Consider the following 17,983-nt stretch of genomic DNA (forward strand, 5'->3'; position numbering starts at 1 on the left):
ACAAGGCAGTCATGAGTCAATTCATCGAGCATTTCATCGCCGGCAAACCGTATTCCGAGGCCGCAGGCCGAAGTGGCCCGGTGTACAACCCATCGACCGGCGAGGAAACGAGCCGTTGCGCATACGGAACGCATGCCACTGTGGACCACGCCGTCGTTGTGGCGGCAGAGGCCGGTCGCAAGTGGGGGCGTGCCTCCCACGCCGCGCGCCAAGCCGTGATCTTCAAGCTGCGCGAGCTGATGATCGCCAACTTGGATCTGCTCGCCGAGGTCATCGGGCGCGAGCACGGTAAGACCATCCCGGACGCGAAGGGCGAACTTGGGCGTGCCATCGAGGGAATCGAATTCGCCTGTAACGCGCCGCATGTCTCCAAGGGGGAGTACACCAACAACGTCGGGGGAGAAATTGAAGTGTTCTCCATGCGCCGACCGATTGGGGTGGTTGGGTGCATCACGCCGTTCAATTTCCCCATCATGGTTCCCGCGGTCATGATGACCATGGCGGTGGCTGTGGGCAACAGCATTGTCTGGAAACCCTCCGAGAAGGTACCCAGCGCGGCACTTGAGTTCGCGCGCCTTTGGAAGGAGGCGGGATTGCCGGACGGGGTCTTCAATGTCGTGCAAGGTGACAAGGAAGTGGTGGACGCGATTCTTGAGCACCCAGGCATTGCCGGAGTGAGCTTTGTCGGATCCACGGCGGTCGGCGAGTACATCTATCAAAAAGGCACCGCCCACAACAAGCGTGTAGCGGCCTTCACGGGTGGCAAGAACCATATGGTCGTCATGCCTGACGCGGATCTTGAGGCCGCGGCCTCCGCGTTTGTCTCTGCGGGTTTTGGCTCCGCGAGTCAGCGATGCATGGCCGTGTCGCTCTTGCTACCGGTTGGCGTGGAAACCGCCGAGCGCCTGCGCGAACTCGTCATTCCGAAGATTCAAGCTTTGAAGGTCGGGCCCTACAACGATGCAGTCGCAGACTACGGCCCGGTGGTGTCCCGAGAGTCGAAGACCGCAGTTGAGCGAGCCATTGCCCGTTGCCTTGAGGAAGGAGGCGAACTCGTCGTTGATGGGCGTGGCCTGGAGGTGCAAGGACACCCCAATGGCTACTACCTTGGGCCAACGTTGTTCGATCGGGTCACAACCGATATGCAGTTGTACCGAGAAGAAATATTCGGCCCGGTACGCGGCATCATGCGGCCATCGACATTTGAAGAGGCGATTGAAATCACCAACCGCCACGAATACGGCAATGGCTCAGTCATCTTCACGCGCGATGGCAAGTCCGCTCACCGCTTCATGATGGAGATCGAGTCCGGCATGATCGGCGTGAACGTACCGGTTCCGCTTCCCTCAGCCTACTTCAACTTCGGCGGATTGCGTCGTTCGAAGTTCGGTGATGGGCATCTGTACGGGCCAGACGCTGCTCGCTTCTACACGAAATTCAAGACCGTCTCACAACGCTGGCCGGAGCCGGATGACGACGCCATGCCGGTGTCCCTCGCGTTCAATCCCAGCGCCTGATTCTCAATCCAAATATCCGCGCACTGTGTGCCCGGCGAGCCGGGAAGGCATGGCCATTCCTCTTGGCCATCCGCGCAGCCCTGCGCTTACGAAAGGTATGCCATGAAAGCCATAGTTATCGTTCAACAGGACGGTCAGAAAAGGCCGACGCTCGAATATCAAACCGTACCGGATCCGGAGGCCGGGCCAACTGATCTGCTCGTCCGCGTCAAGACTGCGGGCATCAACCGCATTGATTTGGCCCGCTCCACCGCACACGGGGGGCCGGCCGCCGGCAAGCCGATGGTCGCGGGCCTCGAAATGGCTGGAGATGTCATCGCTGTCGGTAGCGAAGTCAAGGGCTTCAAGGTAGGCGACAAGGTCATGGGCATGACCACTGGCGCCTACGCCGAAATGGCGACGATCGACTACCGCTTCGCGATGCCGATCCCCTCGTCGTTCTCTTACGACCAGGCAGCGGCCGTATCGACTGTCTACCCGACGGCACACAACGCGCTTGTGACGAATGGCCATTTCTCGGCGGGCCAGAGCGTACTGATCCAAGGGGTGGCATCTGCTGTAGGGATCGCCGCGCTGCAAATCGCCCGAGCGATCGGGGCAGGGAAGATCATCGGTACAGGCCGTACGACCGATAACGCCAGCGCGCTGACCGATATCGGCCTGGACCGATTAGTGATCAACGGCAGTGATGACGTGGCGACCGAGGTCATGAACGAGACAAGCGGTCGCGGTGTAGATGTCGTCGTCGATATGGTGGGCGGGCCGGCAATCGCAGACAACTTGGCTGCGGTGGCTTTGGGCGGTCGCATTGTCAACGTTGGATGGGTCGGAGGAACCACGGGCGAGATCGACCTGGACACGCTTGCACGTAAACGGATTTCCCTGGTCGGCGTCTCCTTCCGGACGCGCACTGTCGAGCAGAAGGCAGAGTTGTTCGAGCAATTCCGACGCGACGTCTATCCCCTGTTCGTCGCTGGCACGCTTCTGCCCGTGATTCATGCCGCTTATCCGTTGTCCGATGCACTGAATGCGCAGGACACCATGGCTCGCGACGAGCATTTCGGAAAGTTCCTTCTGCACCCCTAGAACCGGCTGCACAGCCTAGGACTACCAATAAACAAGTAGGAGACAGCATGGAAATTGGATTCATTGGTTTAGGGCACATGGGTTTTCCCATGGTGGCCAATCTCTTGGCTAACGGCTATGCCGTGCGCGTCTACGACACATCGGATGCGGCGGTTGCTAAAGCGGTCGAACACGGCGCGATAGTAGCCCAGTCACTCATCGATCTGGCGCAAAGCGCCGACGCGATCATCACCATGCTGCCGACGCCTGCAGTTGTACGCAGCGTCCTGTGCGTGCCGGGCGGGGTCATTGCGAATGCCAAGCAGAACGCCCTCATCATCGACTGCAGCACGAGCGACCCGCAGACTGCTGTTGAGGTTGAGGCTCTCGGTGCAGTCGCCGGCAAGATTGTTCTCGATGCGCCAGTTTCCGGCGGTGTTCAAGGAGCCAAGGCTGGCACGCTGACCTTCATGGTCGGTGGCTCAAAAGATGGCTTCTTGCTTGCCAAGTCGATTCTCTCCGCGATGGGCAAGAACATCGTGCATTGCGGAGCGGCCGGAAGCGGTCAAGCCGCCAAGCTCTGCAACAACCTCCTGCTTGGGGTGTCGACAGTGGCCGTGTCGGAGTCCATGTGCCTCGGGGCTAGCCTGGGCCTCGAACCCGAGGTTCTGGCACAGATCATCAACACGTCATCGGGCCGCTGTTGGGTCTCCGAGCTCTATAACCCGTATCCCGGCGTCGTCAAGGACGCCCCCGCATCGAACAACTTCGCCGGCGGATTCGCATGCGATCTGATGATCAAAGATCTCTCTCTTGCGCTGGATGCCGCGCACGGGACACGGCAGCCGTTGCCCATGACTTCGGTGTCCAAGCAGCTGTTTCAACTGCTCAGCCATCAGGGGCACGGGGATAAGGACATCTCCGCCATTGTGGAGATGTTCAAGAAATAGAGCCGACCAATTCACGGCCACGACCAAGAAGATAAAAGGAGACAAAGATGAAATTCAAATTCAAGAAGACGGCTATCGCCGGGATACTGGGCGTCGTGTGTGCATCGTCCCACGCGCAGGGCGTTTCGGACGACGTCGTCAAGATCGGCGTACTGACGGACCTGTCCGGCACGTACTCGGAGTTCGCGGGACAAGGCGCCGTTACGGCTATCAAGATGGCGGTTGAGGACTTTGGAGGCAAGGTCCTTGGCAAGCCGATCGAGGTGGTGGTGGCCGATCATCTCAACAAGACGGACGTTGCATCAACGAAAGCGAGGGAATGGTTTGATACGCAAAAGGTGGATGTCATTGCGGATCTGACCAACTCTTCTGTGGCGTTGGCGGTCAGCAAGTTGGCCAAGGACAAGCAACGCATTGCGATCGTTGCCGGCGCCATGACGGAAAAAGTCACCAACGAAGAATGCACGCCTAACACGGTGCACTACGTCGCCGACTCCTATGCGTTTGCCAATGGCACGGCGAAGGCCCTTCTGGATCAAGGCGGGAATTCCTGGTACATCCTTGTTGCCGACTACGCGTTCGGTACGCTGATGCTCGATCGCCTCACGGCTACCGTGAGCGCAAATGGCGGCAAGGTAGTCGGCTCGGCGAAGCATCCCCTTGGTGCATCGGACTTCTCGTCCTTCATGCTGCAAGCACAGAACTCGAAGGCGAAAGTGATCGGGCTGGCCAATGCTGGCGTTGACACGGTCAATGCCATGAAATCGGCTCAGGAATTTGGCGTAACGCGCGGCGGCAAGCAAACAGTTGTGGGGCTGGCCACCACGATTACCGACGTCCACAGCATGGGTCTGAGCACCGCTCAGGGCCTAACTCTCACCACGCCGTTCTATTGGGATCTGAACGACGAAACCAGGCAGTGGTCCAAGCGTTACTTTGCAAAGATGCACAAGATGCCCAACATGGTTCATGCGGGCGACTATTCATCTGTCATGCATTACCTCAAGGCTGTGCAAGCCGCTGGTACGGACGATGCCAAAGCAGTGATAGCAAAGATGCGCGAGATGCCGATCAACGACTTCTTCGCCAAGAACGGAAAGATTCGTGAGGACGGCCGCATGGTGCATGACATGTACCTGGCACAAGTGAAGACACCTAGCGAGTCGAAGTATCCGTGGGACTACTACAAAATTCTGAAGACTCTGCCTGCTAGCACGGTGACGATTCCCGCCGCCGAAAGCAAGTGCCCGCTGCTTAAGAAGGGTTCGTAAGGACCGGTAATCCGTCCTAGTCTGGGTGAAGGCGGCAACGCGTCGCGCGCCGCACCGTTTACTGCTTCGGACGCAGGCGCAGCCTTCTCATGGAGTTGCGCTTGCCGAGCCTTATTTGTGTGTGCCATGGATGCACAGGCTTGCGGCTGTTCCGGCGCTTGAACATCGGCGCGCACTCAATGTTCGAAATTGCGGCAAGTCGGAGTTGGCGTCGCGAGGCATATATCTCGCAGCGTCGTCTCACACCTTACCGATTTCACCGGGTTCTTCATGGACCAACGGTAGTTTGGGCTACCAAGCATCTCCTAGGACGTAGCAATCCCTTCGTGGAGCGACACATTCCCACAAGGAGTTGCGCCTCCACACAAGGGATCACACTATTAGAGAGGTGATGATGACAGACATCATCCTGGAGACACGCGGCTTGACAAAGGTTTTCAAGGGGTTCACAGCCGTTTCAGATGTGAACCTGCAGGTACGGCGCGGTGATATTCATGCGCTGATCGGGCCGAATGGAGCTGGCAAAACCACTTGCTTCAACCTTCTGACCAAGTTTCTGGCGCCGACGACTGGAACGATTCTTTTCAATCAACGCGATATCACCACCGAGCAGCCCGCGCAGGTTGCCCGACAAGGGATCATCAGATCCTTTCAAATCTCGGCGGTATTCCCGCACCTATCGGTTCTAGAGAATGTCCGTCTAGGTCTGCAGCGCCGGCTCGGCACATCCTTTCATTTCTGGAGGAGCGAGCGCACGCTGGCCGGGTTGAACGATAGGGCGATGTCCCTTTTGGAGCAAGTTGATCTCGCGGGCTTTGCCCACACCATCACTGTCGACCTTCCCTACGGGAGAAAGCGCGCGCTCGAGATCGCCGCGACGCTAGCCATGGAACCGGAGTTGATGCTTCTCGACGAGCCGACCCAAGGCATGGGGCATGAGGATGTGTCCCGTGTTACGGACCTTATCAAGAAGGTGTCGGCTGGCCGAACCATCCTCATGGTCGAGCACAACATGAGCGTAGTCTCCGGCATCTGTGATCGCATATCTGTGCTGCAACGTGGTGCTGTCCTTGCGGAAGGCGCCTATGCAGAAGTTTCCGTAATTCCAGAGGTCATGGCGGCATACATGGGGACTGCCGGTGACACGCCGGAATCTGGCGATTCAAAAAGCTCCGTGCGGGCTGAAACAACAGATGGGAATACGCATGGATAAAGCACTTGAAATCGTGGATCTCCACGCTTGGTATGGCGAGTCGCACATCTTGCATGGTCTGAGTCTTTCAGTGAACAAGGGTGAAGTGGTCACGCTGTTGGGGCGAAACGGCGCGGGGCGCACCACCACACTGCGCAGCATCATGGGCCTGACTGGTTTGCGCAAGGGGACCATCAAAGTCAATGGCGTGGAATCGATTGGTCTGCCTACCCACAAGGTCGCCCACCTCGGCGTTGGCTATTGCCCCGAGGAGCGTGGCATTTTCTCCGCGCTCTCAACTGAGGAAAACCTGATGCTTCCGCCGATGCTTTCGAGCACTGAGCGGGGGATGTCGATCGGTGAGATCTACGAAATGTTCCCGAATCTCGCCGAGCGGCGAAGCAGCCAGGGCACACGTCTGTCAGGTGGCGAGCAGCAGATGCTCGCGGTGGCGCGCATCCTGCGGACCGGCGCACGGCTGTTGCTACTGGATGAAATATCGGAAGGGCTGGCCCCCGTGATCGTGCAGGCGCTGGCTCGCATGATTCTCACATTGAAAAGCAAGGGCTTCACGATCGTGATGGTGGAGCAAAACTTCCGGTTCGCTGCTCCACTGGCTGACCGCTTCTATGTGGTGGAGCACGGACGGACCATCGACCACTTCACCGCAGCCGAGCTTGAGGAGAAGAAGCCCGTGCTGCATCAACTGCTTGGCGTTTAGTGGGAGAAGAATATGGACGCAATTTTCGGAATTCCGCTGCCAGCGTTGCTAAGCCAAATCCTGCTCGGCCTCGTCAATGGTTCCTTCTATGCAATGCTCTCGCTTGGCCTTGCGGTAATTTTTGGATTGCTCAATGTCATCAACTTTGCTCACGGCGTGCTGTACATGTTGGGCGCCATGTTGACATGGATGGGCTTGAGTTACTTCGGTCTAAGTTACTGGGTGATGCTGGTTCTCGCGCCGCTCATCGTCGGCATCTTGGGTATCGCTATAGAAAGAACGATGCTGCGCTGGCTCTATCAAGTCGATCACATGTATAGCCTGTTGTTGACTTTCGGCATCACGCTAGTGGTGGAGGGCCTGTTTCGTTCCGTATATGGGGCTTCAGGCCAACCTTATTCTGCGCCTGCGGCTCTTACCGGCGGGCTCAACATCGGTTTCATGACGCTGCCTATGTACCGGGCGTGGGTGGTCGCTGTTTCCGTGCTCGTGTGCCTTCTGACATGGTTTGTTATCGAACGCACGAAGATTGGCTCATACCTTAGAGCGGGCACTGAAACCCCAAAATTGGTTGAAGCGTTCGGCGTCAACGTGCCTGTCATGTTCACCCTGACCTATGCGTTTGGCGCGGGATTGGCCGCGTTGGCTGGCGTGTTGGCTGCCCCGGTGGTTCAAGTATCTCCATTGATGGGATCGAACCTGACCATCACCGTGTTTGCTGTCGTGGTCATCGGAGGCATGGGCTCAATTGTGGGCTCCGTCATTACTGGGCTCGGATTGGGCGTTGTCGAGGGCATGACCCGAGTGTTCTATCCGGAGCTCTCCTCCACCGTGGTGTTCATTGTGATGGCCCTCATACTGCTAGTTCGTCCCGCAGGGCTGTTTGGCAAAGAGAACTGAGGAGACTCCCCATGAACAAAAAACTTGCCTACGGAATGACCCTAGGCGCGATGTTGGTTGCACCGCTGGCTGTCTATCCCGTGCTGTTGATGAAGCTTCTTTGCTTCGCCCTGTTGGCTTGTGCCTTCAATCTTCTGCTCGGCTTCGGAGGATTGCTGTCATTTGGGCACGCCGCGCTTTTTGGAGGAGCTGGATACATCGCTGGCTACGTACTGCGTGACTTGGGATATCCCTTTGAGGTCGGTCTGCTTGCGGGCGTACTTGGTGCCGCAGCGATGGGCCTGGTTATGGGTGCATTGGCGATTCGGCGCAAGGGAATCTACTTCACGATGATCACATTGGCGCTTGCGCAGATGGTTTATTTCTTCTGTCTTCAAGCCCCATTCACGGGCGGCGAGGATGGGCTGCAAAATATACCGCGCGGACGCCTGTTTAGCATCGTCGATCTGAGCAGCGATCTGGCCATGTACTACGTGGTTTTGGCGATCACCGTTGCCGGCTATGCGGCAATCGTACGCATCGTGCATTCCCCTTTCGGGAGAGTGCTGAATGCCATCAAGGAGAATGAGCCACGCGCCATTTCCCTTGGTTACGACGTAGACAAGTACAAGCTCCTGGCTTTTGTTCTGTCCGCCGCACTGACGGGCCTCGCTGGTGCAACGAAGTGTGCGGTGCTGGGCTTCGAGACCTTGGTTGACGTGCATTGGGGCATGTCGGGGCTTGTGGTGCTGATGACGCTTATTGGTGGTGTTGGGACACTTACCGGTCCTATTGTCGGAGCCCTGGCAATTCTGCTGCTTGAAAACCGGCTGGGAGAACTGGGGGACGCACTTGCCAACCTGACGGGCGTTAGTTGGTTTCAGGCCTTTGGGGAATCAGTCACCATCATTACGGGCCTCATTTTCATCATCTGCGTCCTTTTGTTCCGTAAGGGCATCGTGGGCGAACTTGTCGCTCGCCTATTTCGGCGGAGGAGGCTGAAGACCGCGCATGGAATTCAGGACGCCGTAGGTGCGACACAAGAGCCTTGAAGACTGATGGTGGCTATAAGGAGATTGGTATGCGGAGCTTCTTAGGTACAGGATTTGATCTTGACTCGTACTCGATCGTCGATCAGCCGATACCGGAGCCAGGCGAAGGGCAACTGCGCATTCGCGTCGAGGCGACGGCTCTAGGCTTTGTGGACGGGTTGATGATACAAGGCCGTTATCAAATCAAGCCGCCCTTGCCCTACGTTCCCGGGGGAGAGATAGCCGGTGTGGTCGACGCCGTAGGTCCCAGGGTAATGCCAGCCTTGGTAGGCCAGCGGGTTATCACTTGGCAGCTCGGAGGCGGTCTAGCCGAGTATGTTGTCGTCGAGGCGGCAGATGTTGATGTCATTCCAGACCGGTTACCGCTTCCCGTTGCTGCAGCCATGTTGGTCGACTATCAGACGGCTCACTATGCGCTGTTGGATCAAGGGAGATTGACGGCCGCCGATACACTGCTCGTGCTCGGTGCCGGAGGCGCGGTGGCTTCCGCCGCTATCCAACTTGCGGCCCGTACTGGCGCCCGTGTGATTGCTGCCGCCTCTAGCGAACACAAACGCAACGCAGCATGTGCGCTCGGTGCAGTGGACGCGATTGACTACAGTCTTCCCAATTGGCGTGAAGCGCTTAAGAAGGTGGCCCCCAGCGGCATCGACGTCGTGCTCGATCCTGTCGGCGCCGACAAATTTGAGCCTGCATTTCGATCGTTGGCCAAAGGAGGTCGATATCTGGTGGTCGGATTTGCGGGCGGAGCCATTCCATCGCTTCCGGTCAACTTGGCGCTACTCAAGAACGCCACGCTGCACGGAGTTGATATACGGTATTTTCTGTCCAACCGCCCGGAGCGGGCGCGGCGCATACGCGGCGCGCTTTTCTCGATGGTCGCGTACGGCGGACTTTTACCCCCTACGATGAACACATTTCCTCTCGCAAATGCTAGGGACGCCATTTTTGCGACAAGTGACAGGGCTAGGAGCGGAAAGGTTGTCGTGTTACCCGACGCGTAATCTTCAAGCCGAACTGCTTAGAACCGGACCGAGCCACAGCCTGATGGCACAAAACAAGGTTTGTGGCGCCGAGATTTTCATCGCTTATGGCACCCATGACGTGGCCGAAAATTATGAGTCTGGTGCTGGCGCGTGTGACCCGAGATTTTTTTGAGGGGCAAGCCAATCGTGGTTGTAAAAGGGTACGCCTATGGTGACAGAATCTGTCCTTATGGGGGTCTAGACTAGAGTTTTCTTATGGAAGGGAAACCATCATGACCTCGCTAAGCCGCCCTGTCATGCAACGCATTCAATACGACAAATACGGCGGCCCGGAGCTGATGCGCCTCGAGAACTTTACCTTGGCTGAGCCGGGTAAGGGCGAGGTTGCGGTGAAGGTGAAGTTCGCAGCCATCAATCCGATCGACTGGAAGTTGCGCAGTGGCTATCTCAAGATGATTACGGGCAAGGTTTTTCCCCGTGCGATGGGCAGCGATTTCTCGGGCGTAGTTATCTCGGTCGGCCCTGGTGTGGTGCGCTTCAAGCCAGGGGATGCCGTCTTCGGTTTGGCACGGCTCAAAGAAAGCGGCGCGCTCGGTCAGGCGGTTGTCACTAATGACACCTTCTTAGCCAAGAAGCCCGATAACATTTCCTTCGAGGACGCCGCTTGCCTTGGAACGCCGGGTGTCACCGCTTGGAACGGCCTGCTGGACAAGGCGAAACTGGCCGCTGGCAAACGTGTCTTCGTCAACGGCTGCACCGGTGCAGTGGGCGAAGCAACAGTACAGCTCGCACAGATGCTGGGGGCCACGGTCGCGGGAAGCTGCAGTGCCGGGGCAATGGAAAAGGCGCGATCCCTCGGCGTTGAAGCCGTCTTCGACTACCGAACAACCGACTTGTCCAAGCTCGGAATGCGCTTCGATGCGGTTTACGACACGGCCGCTACGATGACGACCGAGATGGGCTTCCGTCTGCTAAGCCCAGGTGGTGTGTTTTTGGACATTGATCCGACACCTGGGAAGTTCATCCGCTCGATTTTCAATCATCGGTTGAAGCCAATTGTTTGTACGCCACGGGCTGACATCCTTGATGGCCTGGCACGTGCCGCCAGAGAAGGGAAACTTCGACTCCCGGTCGCCAAGACCGCGCCACTGAGTGAAGCGATCCGGCTGATCACTGCCCTCGAAGGGGGCAAAACGCTCGGCGGGAAAGGCCTCGTTGCGATGGATTAAGCGTGTCACGAAGTCACCGATTATTCGACATCATGCAGGCACTTCGCCGGCATCGTGGGCCGGTGTCCGGCGAAGTACTTGCGAGCGAAGCGGGCGTATCACTGCGCACGATCCGCCGAGACATCGCCACGCTCCAGGCGATGGGGGCCGACATCGACAGTGCGCCAGGTATCGGTTACATCCTGCGACCGGGCTTCCTGCTGCCGCCCTTGTCTTTCACCGAGGAAGAGTTGCAAGCACTGGTGGCAGGCGCGCAGTGGGTGAGCCGCCAGACTGACGACGCTCTGGCGCTTGCGGCTCAGAACGCGCTCGCCAAGATCGGCGGTGTGCTCTCTCCCGACATGCGGCGAGCCCTAGACGATGACGCGCTCTATATCGGTCACCGGAAGGAAGACACATCCGGCCTCGACCTGGTACGATTGCGGCGTGCGATGCGAGAGCAGCGCAAGATGCTCATTGAGTACACGGATCAGACAGGGGCTGCTGCTGAGCGAACCATCTGGCCGATTATGCTTGGTTTCGTCGAAGGACAAAGGTTCATTGCGGGATGGTGCGAACTGCGCGAGGACTTCCGTCTGTTCCGCGTCGACCGAATAGCGAAGGCCACCTTCCTGGACGACCGCTATTCACGCGATCGCCGTCAACTGGCCAAGGAATGGTGTGCTCAGGAAGAGCTTCGGCTCCAACATCAAGCAGAGGGTCAAGCAGAGGGACATCGCTGAGATCTTTCGCCAGCAGGCGCTTGCCGATGCGCCATTAGCCCAGGTCGGGCAGACGTTCGTCGTACGTGCCATCCGGCGTCGGGCATCCTCGAGTAGGGTGTGGATTTCCGTCGGCAAAGAGTCAGGCTCGGTTGTGAGAGGCGTCGTTGAAGAGTGGTTTGGAGCGAGACCAACATGGCAGCCCCGCATCAAGGGCCGGGCGCCCAATCGCCTTAGGGTAGCGCTCACCACGGCAAGCATCCATAGTCCCGTGCTCTTCGCTGGCCCACGGACTTCGCGCACACAGCGACGATACAACTTCACCACCATGCTGAAGGCTGCAGCCCCGGGTCCTACGGCATTCGCCCAGCGAAGCAAACAAACGTGGGCGAATCAGGTACGGGGTAACAACCGTTCAGGACGAGGATCCTGCCAAGAACCTAAACGTTGGAAAGATCCGTAATGGCTTCGCGGCTTCCCGCCAGTTCCCGCAATCTGAATTTCTGGATCTTCCCCGTTCCCGTCTTTGGAAGTGCCCCATAGATGACCCTCACCGGGCACTTGTAGTGGGCCAAGTGCTCACGGCAGAAGCGGATGATCTCGGCCTGGTCCGGGGCAGCGACGCCGGGCTTCAGCTCAATGAACGCACAAGGTGATTCCCCCCACTTTGGGTCTGGCTGAGCGACTACAGCGGCGATCAAGACAGCCGGATGCCGATGGAGAACATCTTCGACTTCAACTGACGAAATGTTCTCACCACCCGAGATGATGACGTCTTTTGATCGGTCCGTAATCTGGATATAGCCGTCCGGATGCATCACAGCGACGTCACCCGTGTGGAACCAGCCCCCATTAAACGCGCTGGCAGTGGCCTCGGGGTTTTTCAGGTAGCCCTTCATCACGATATTCCCGCGGAGCAAGAGCTCACCTTGCGTTTTGCCATCCCGGGGCACGGGCTCGCAGGTGACTGGGTCAGCGACACGAAGTTGTTCCAAGCCGGAGGCCCGATTGCCCTGGCGGGCCATGAGGCGCGCTTTCTCATCCATAGGCTTATCGCTCCATGCCGGGTTGATGAAGCTGCTCACCGGGGTGCCGGATGCTTCCGTAATGCCGTAGACGTGTTCAACTTCGAAGCCCATCTCGATCACTGACTTCAGCACTGCCGCAGGCGGCGGTGAGCCGGCCGTCCTAACCCGGACAGTACGCTGCAGTTGACAACGCTCGGCATCAGAAGAGTTGGCGAGCGATGCCAATACGATCGGTGCTGCGCAGAAGTGATCCACGTCGTGCTGTTTGATGGCGCCAAAGATACTCGCGGCGGTCACCTTTCGCAGGCAGACGTGTGTACCGGCAGCGGCGGTGATCGCCCATGCAAAGCACCAGCCATTTGCGTGGAAAAGGGGAAGCGTCCACAGATACACCGGCCGACGGGGCATGCCCCAATCCGTCAGCTGGAGCATGCTCATCAGATAGGCGCCCCGGTGGCTTGGTACGACGCCCTTCGGGTCCGATGTCGTGCCGGACGTGTAGTTCAGGGCGATCGCCTCCCATTCGTCGTTGGGCCATACGCCGGAAAAACTCGCGTCACCCTCGGCGAGGAAAGTTTCATACTCCATCTCGCCGATCAGATCGCCGTTGGGTGCTTCCATGTCAGCGATGTCGATGACCAGTGGCTTGTTCTCGATCTGCTCGAGCGCTTTTGCAGCAAGCGACGAGAACTCCCTGTCGACAAGGAGAACCTTGCATTCGCCGTGGCGCAGGATAAAGCGAACGCCCTCGGCATCCAGGCGGCAGTTGATCGCATTGAGCACTGCGCCGGACAAGGGGATGCCGTGATGCGCCTCAACCATGGCCGGCGTGTTGGGCGCGAGAATCGAAACCGTATCTCCACGCTTGACGCCTCGCTTGACGAGGGCGCTCGCCAGGCGCAGGCAGCGTTCTCGTGTTTGCTTCCACGTTTGCCGCAGCGAACCGTGAATGATTGCGATGTGTTCTGGATACTGGTCGGCGCACCTGTCAAGGAAGTGGAGCGGTGTCAGGGGGAGGTGATTTGCAGGGGTACGATCAAGCTCGCTCTGATAGATGTTTCCGGTCATAGCAATGTCTCCACTTCATGTTATGAATGCTCGGTCCTGAGAGGTTCCCCGTTCCTCAAGCCACACTGCAATTTAGCGTTGATCCGAGGGGGGGAATGTCACCCCTGAGACATTCCTATGATTCGCGCGACAATCATCGAAGAGGAGAATGGTTGTCGATCGTAAGACATTGCGTTACAGATCGCTGGCCAACTTGCCTACCCTCAGGTGCCGCGACTGCACGATCTGGTAGCGTGTTTGGAAAGGCGCAGCAATATCTGCTCTGGCAGCGCCCAAGCTCAATCGCTTCTTCAAGAAAGGGGATAGGCAGATCAGCAACAACGCCTGTGAGGACACAACCAGGCCCCGCGTTGTCAGCCACAAAACCTCGTTGCTTTCGACCTCCGCCGGCAACGCAAAGGCCAGCGCAAACCGCTACAGGAGAGCGATTTGCAGCTGTCTTTACATGGCTTTACGCCTCCCCTTAGCGCACATCACGCGGTTTGCACACTGAGCTCCACCTACAAGACAACGGTGAACAAAGTCCGGCGGGGCGTAGAGCTATCAAGGACGACCTTGCCTGCGACTTTGGTACCGCCACTTGGGCGACTACGATCAAGCGCGTTTATCCGAAAACCGACTTCAGATGGGCCTCGAAGCGCTCGAAATCGTTTTCGATTTCAGGGTTCTTCATCACGTCGTATGCCATGAAGGTCGGCAAGGCCTGATAGCCGAACCACTTGAGGTTCAAATGCATCGGCAACAGGACATCGTCTTCACTGGCGCCGGCGAAGTACTTCTCTTCCGGGTTGTTAAAAGCTTCCTTAGGTGCATTCGCCGTCACCGACAACATGTACTTGCCCGTCATCTTTCCTCCAAGCCCGTAGTTCTTCTTGGGGGCCTCGGCGCTGCGACCATCGCCGTTGGACATCTCACCCATCAATCCCGCCATGAACACTTCATCGATGTACTTCTTGAAGAGCCAGGGAGTGCCCATCCAGTTGATCGGCATCTGCACGATGACGTAGTCTGCCCATTTGAATTTCTCGACTTCGGCAGGGACCTCATAGGGCTCGTGCGCTACTGTCGTCTTGACCTCGAAACCTCGGTCCAGGAAGAAGTCCTGGGCTTTCTTTATCAGTGCTGCATTCAGTTTGCCAGGAGCAAACGCATAAGGCTGGCTGCCATTGATGAGAAAAACTTTCTTCATTTGGTTTCTTTCCTTTTTCATGTGATTTCTTTCCGGCAGTCAGGGCCTTCAAGGTCAATCGCGGCAACGTCGCCGCAGTAAAGAACCTCGGTGGACGCCGAAGTTCTAAACGATGAATGTGTAGCCGTAGCTACAAAATTGATCAAAAAAAAGCCCGCTCGGGGCTACTTTTCAAATAAGTCCACAAAGCCTTGCACAGCCGCCTCGATCTCGCAGGTGGGTACTCCCCCCGCGGCCTGTGTCGCGATACCGGTGAGAACCATGTTCGTGAGTCGAGCCATCGCGTGGGGTTCGCCCGGTAGGGTACGGTCGCCAGTCTTCAAAGCAACAAGGAACCGCTTTGTCAGAGCCGTGGTGATGGCCTCTCCCTCGTTCTTCATGTCTTCGCGCAGTTGCATGGCGTTACTGCTGCCAACGGGTGCTCCCCTAACCAGCAAGCATCCTTTAACCAAGGGGTCCCGCGTCGATGCCTCGGTCAAATGCGTCAGAAGATACGCTACTACATCGCGCGCGGTCGGCTGCTTCACTGCCTCGTTTCGCACCGCGCGGATTCCTTCCGCGTAGCGGTCAAACACCCGCTTGAAGAGCATCTCTTTGCTTCCGAACGCTGCGTAGAAACTGGGTGGACTGATACCCATCGCCTCCGTCAGCTGCGCAAACGTCGCACCTTCGTATCCTTTTTGGATGAAAAGGCGTGTCGCCACATTCACAGCATCATCAATGTCGAACTGACGTGGGCGGCCCGCCATACCTCAGCCTCCAAGCAAAAAAAGCCGAATTATATAGCTGTAGATACATAATTGCAAACTGCAGTCCATGTGCGTTATGTAATGCTTCCGCCAGTTGACACCTCAGCCGTACGGGCCGCCAGCAGCTTGCCGGCGGTCGCACCTACTTGATGTAAGCCAACTACGTCCTTGTGCGCGGCCTAGGGCCGATATGCGAACGGTGTTCTACGGCTCGCCCAGCTCGATGTTTCAGGGCAGCTGGGTCTCGTAGTCTTGGGTCAGTCGCAACTTCTCGAAGAGCGCGACGAGGCAGCAGCTAAGCGACTGTCGTCTCGACAACTTAGGCATTGGCCTACTGTCAACGGTGCTTGAACTTCGGTTGGCGTTTCGAGAGAAAGGCGGACATCCCCTCCTTCTGGTCATCAAGTCCGAACGTGGAATGAAAGGCGCGGCGCTCGAAAAGCAAACCGTCACTCAACGATGACTCGTAGGCCCGATTGATCGATTCCTTGATCATCATGACGACAGGTAGCGAGTAACTGGCAATCAGCTTGGCAGCTTCCAGCGTTTCGTCGAGCAGCCGATCGCAGGGATAGACGCGCGATACGATGCCCCATCGCTCCGCCTCGGCCGCATCGACCATGCGCGAGGTAAGGCACAGGTCCATTGCTTTGGCTTTGCCGACAAGCCGCGGCAGGCGTTGTGTTCCGCCAGCACCGGGCATGGTTCCAATCTTGATTTCGGGCTGTCCGAACCGTGCCGTGTCTGAGGCAAAGATGAGATCGCACATCATCGCCAGCTCGCATCCGCCGCCCAATGCGTAACCCGACACCGCAGCCACCACTGGCTTTCTCGCTTCCCGAACCTTCTCCCAATTTCTCGAGATGAAGTTGCCTTTGTAGACTTCCTGGAAATCGAAATCCTTCATGTACGCAACGTCTGCACCCGCGGCAAACGCGCGCTCGTTGCCGGTCAGGACGATGCAACCGATGTTGTCGTCCCGCTCGTACCCATCGACAGCGGCACCAATTCCGTCCATGACATCGTCATTGAGCGCATTCAGCGCTTCCGGGCGGTTGATCTGAATCAGACCGACGCGGTCGATCATCTTTCGCAAAACCACTTCACTCACTTTGGACTCCAACCAACAACTTCATGGCACCATTTGCCTCACGCCGAATGCGAGGCAGATGGCCTTTCCTTACAACAGCTCGACCGCCACCGCCGTTGCCTCACCGCCACCGATGCAAAGGCTTGCCACGCCGCGTTTCTTTTCGGTCTTCCTGAGAGCGCCAAGAAGCGTCACGAGGATCCGTGCGCCAGATGCGCCGATGGGATGCCCAAGGGCGCACGCTCCGCCATGAAGGTTGACCGTTTCGGGGTCCAAGCGCAGGTCATGAATCGCCGCCATCGTGACTACAGCAAACGCCTCGTTGATTTCCCACAAGTCGACATCTGCGGTCGACCAGCCGGTCTGACCAAGCAACTTCTGGATGGCACCCGCCGGAGCGGTGGTGAAATCCGCCGGTGCTTGTGCATGCGTTGCGTGGCCAACGATTCGGGCGAGCGGCTGTACACCCAGCTTCCGAGCAGTCGATTCCCGCGCCAGCACCAACGCAGCAGCGCCGTCCGAAATCGAGCTTGAGTTCGCCGGCGTCACCGTCCCCCCTTTTTTGAAGGATGGCTTCAACGTACGGATCTTCTCGAGGTTGGCCTTCGGCGGCTGCTCATCGCTCTGCAGCGTGACCTCGCCTGACCGACCTTGGAGCGTGACCGGCGTTGTTTCCCAGGCGAAATCACCGCGCTCGATCGCTGCCTTCGCACGCTGGGTCGAGAGGATTGCCCATTCGTCCTGCGCTTCGCGCGAGAAGCCATATCGCTCGGCACAGTCTTCGGCGAATGTCCCCATCAGCCGGCCGCGTGTGTCGTCTCGATAGTGGTCTTCCAACCCATCGAAGAACATGTGGTCCAGCAACTGTCCATGGCCGAGCCGATACCCTTTGCGCGCCTTGGGGAGCAGATAGGGGGCGTTCGTCATCGACTCCATCCCCCCAGCAACCATCACTTCGTTGGTACCAGCGGCGATCGAATCGTGCGCCAACATCACGGCTTTCATGCCGGATCCGCACACCTTGCTGATCGTCGTACACGTCACCGATTCAGCAAGGCCCGCGTTCAGGCAGGCTTGACGCGCAGGAGCCTGACCCACGCCGGCCGGCAGAACGCAGCCCATCAGCAATTCCTGGATCGTGCCAGCATCGATATGCGCGCGCTCAACAGCAGCGCGAATAGCGAACCCGCCTAGTTCCGGCGCGGTGAGACTTGCGAGATCCCCTTGGAAGCCACCGATCGGCGTGCGCGCGGCGGACAGAATGACGACTGAATCGTTTGTACTCATGTGTGGTCT

Annotated in this window: 16 protein-coding genes; 11 read left to right on the forward strand and 5 right to left on the reverse strand. The window is 58.0% G+C overall.

Annotated elements, in window-relative coordinates:
- Window positions 1-11 precede the first annotated feature (11 nt).
- The 11 genes from NG900_RS00075 to NG900_RS00125 all read left to right on the forward strand — a co-directional run bounded on the left by NG900_RS00075 (window position 12) and on the right by NG900_RS00125 (window position 11,584).
- Window positions 12-1,517: a CoA-acylating methylmalonate-semialdehyde dehydrogenase gene (locus NG900_RS00075; RefSeq protein ID WP_252675527.1), complete on the forward strand. Its 1,506-nt coding sequence runs from the start codon at window positions 12-14 to the stop codon at window positions 1,515-1,517.
- A gap of 102 nt (window positions 1,518-1,619) precedes the next feature.
- Entirely contained in the window at window positions 1,620-2,603 is a 984-nt protein-coding gene (locus tag NG900_RS00080; RefSeq protein WP_252675529.1) for a zinc-binding dehydrogenase, read from the forward strand.
- A 47-nt stretch (window positions 2,604-2,650) separates the two neighbouring features.
- A complete protein-coding gene (gene mmsB / locus NG900_RS00085; protein WP_252675531.1) occupies window positions 2,651-3,532 on the forward strand; it encodes a 3-hydroxyisobutyrate dehydrogenase in 882 nt (293 codons plus the stop codon).
- Window positions 3,533-3,579: 47 nt separating this feature from the next.
- On the forward strand, window positions 3,580-4,803 hold the full coding sequence (locus NG900_RS00090) for an ABC transporter substrate-binding protein (protein ID WP_252675533.1): 1,224 nt from the start codon (window positions 3,580-3,582) through the stop codon (window positions 4,801-4,803).
- A 394-nt stretch (window positions 4,804-5,197) separates the two neighbouring features.
- On the forward strand, window positions 5,198-6,016 hold the full coding sequence (locus tag NG900_RS00095) for an ABC transporter ATP-binding protein (protein WP_252676856.1): 819 nt from the start codon (window positions 5,198-5,200) through the stop codon (window positions 6,014-6,016).
- Window positions 6,009-6,716, forward strand: coding sequence for an ABC transporter ATP-binding protein (locus NG900_RS00100; protein WP_252675535.1), 708 nt, complete (start codon window positions 6,009-6,011; stop codon window positions 6,714-6,716). Before NG900_RS00095 ends, NG900_RS00100 begins: the two co-directional genes overlap by 8 nt.
- Before the next feature lie 12 nt (window positions 6,717-6,728).
- Window positions 6,729-7,616: a branched-chain amino acid ABC transporter permease gene (locus NG900_RS00105; RefSeq protein WP_252675537.1), complete on the forward strand. Its 888-nt coding sequence runs from the start codon at window positions 6,729-6,731 to the stop codon at window positions 7,614-7,616.
- A gap of 11 nt (window positions 7,617-7,627) precedes the next feature.
- Complete coding sequence (locus NG900_RS00110) at window positions 7,628-8,647, forward strand: branched-chain amino acid ABC transporter permease (protein WP_252675539.1); 1,020 nt, start codon at window positions 7,628-7,630, stop codon at window positions 8,645-8,647.
- The gene (locus tag NG900_RS00115; protein WP_252675541.1) at window positions 8,644-9,651 is read left to right on the forward strand and encodes an NADPH:quinone oxidoreductase family protein; all 1,008 of its coding nucleotides are present in this window, start codon (window positions 8,644-8,646) and stop codon (window positions 9,649-9,651) included. Before NG900_RS00110 ends, NG900_RS00115 begins: the two co-directional genes overlap by 4 nt.
- A 278-nt stretch (window positions 9,652-9,929) precedes the next feature.
- Entirely contained in the window at window positions 9,930-10,862 is a 933-nt protein-coding gene (locus NG900_RS00120; protein ID WP_252675542.1) for an NAD(P)-dependent alcohol dehydrogenase, read from the forward strand.
- 2 nt (window positions 10,863-10,864) lie between these two features.
- The gene (locus NG900_RS00125) at window positions 10,865-11,584 is read left to right on the forward strand and encodes a helix-turn-helix transcriptional regulator (protein WP_252675543.1); all 720 of its coding nucleotides are present in this window, start codon (window positions 10,865-10,867) and stop codon (window positions 11,582-11,584) included.
- A 419-nt stretch (window positions 11,585-12,003) separates the two neighbouring features.
- Here the strand turns inward: NG900_RS00125 and NG900_RS00130 are convergent, their stop codons facing one another.
- The 5 genes from NG900_RS00130 to NG900_RS00150 form a co-directional block, all read right to left on the reverse strand.
- On the reverse strand, window positions 12,004-13,659 hold the full coding sequence (locus tag NG900_RS00130) for an acyl-CoA synthetase (RefSeq protein ID WP_252675544.1): 1,656 nt from the start codon (window positions 13,657-13,659) through the stop codon (window positions 12,004-12,006).
- Window positions 13,660-14,263: 604 nt separating this feature from the next.
- Window positions 14,264-14,848 carry an NAD(P)H-dependent oxidoreductase gene (locus NG900_RS00135; RefSeq protein ID WP_252675545.1) on the reverse strand — a complete coding sequence of 195 codons (585 nt, stop codon included), beginning with the start codon at window positions 14,846-14,848 and terminating at the stop codon, window positions 14,264-14,266.
- 164 nt (window positions 14,849-15,012) lie between these two features.
- Window positions 15,013-15,597 (reverse strand): TetR/AcrR family transcriptional regulator, encoded by a 585-nt coding sequence (locus NG900_RS00140; protein ID WP_252675546.1) that lies wholly within the window; start codon window positions 15,595-15,597, stop codon window positions 15,013-15,015.
- Window positions 15,598-15,934: 337 nt separating this feature from the next.
- Window positions 15,935-16,708: an enoyl-CoA hydratase gene (locus tag NG900_RS00145; RefSeq protein WP_315862353.1), complete on the reverse strand. Its 774-nt coding sequence runs from the start codon at window positions 16,706-16,708 to the stop codon at window positions 15,935-15,937.
- Between the two features lie 69 nt (window positions 16,709-16,777).
- On the reverse strand, window positions 16,778-17,974 hold the full coding sequence (locus NG900_RS00150; protein ID WP_252675547.1) for an acetyl-CoA C-acyltransferase: 1,197 nt from the start codon (window positions 17,972-17,974) through the stop codon (window positions 16,778-16,780).
- Window positions 17,975-17,983: the final 9 nt, after the last annotated feature.

Origin of the sequence: Ralstonia soli, assembly GCF_023955655.1 — a bacterium.
Classification (GTDB): Bacteria; Pseudomonadota; Gammaproteobacteria; order Burkholderiales; family Burkholderiaceae; genus Ralstonia; species Ralstonia soli.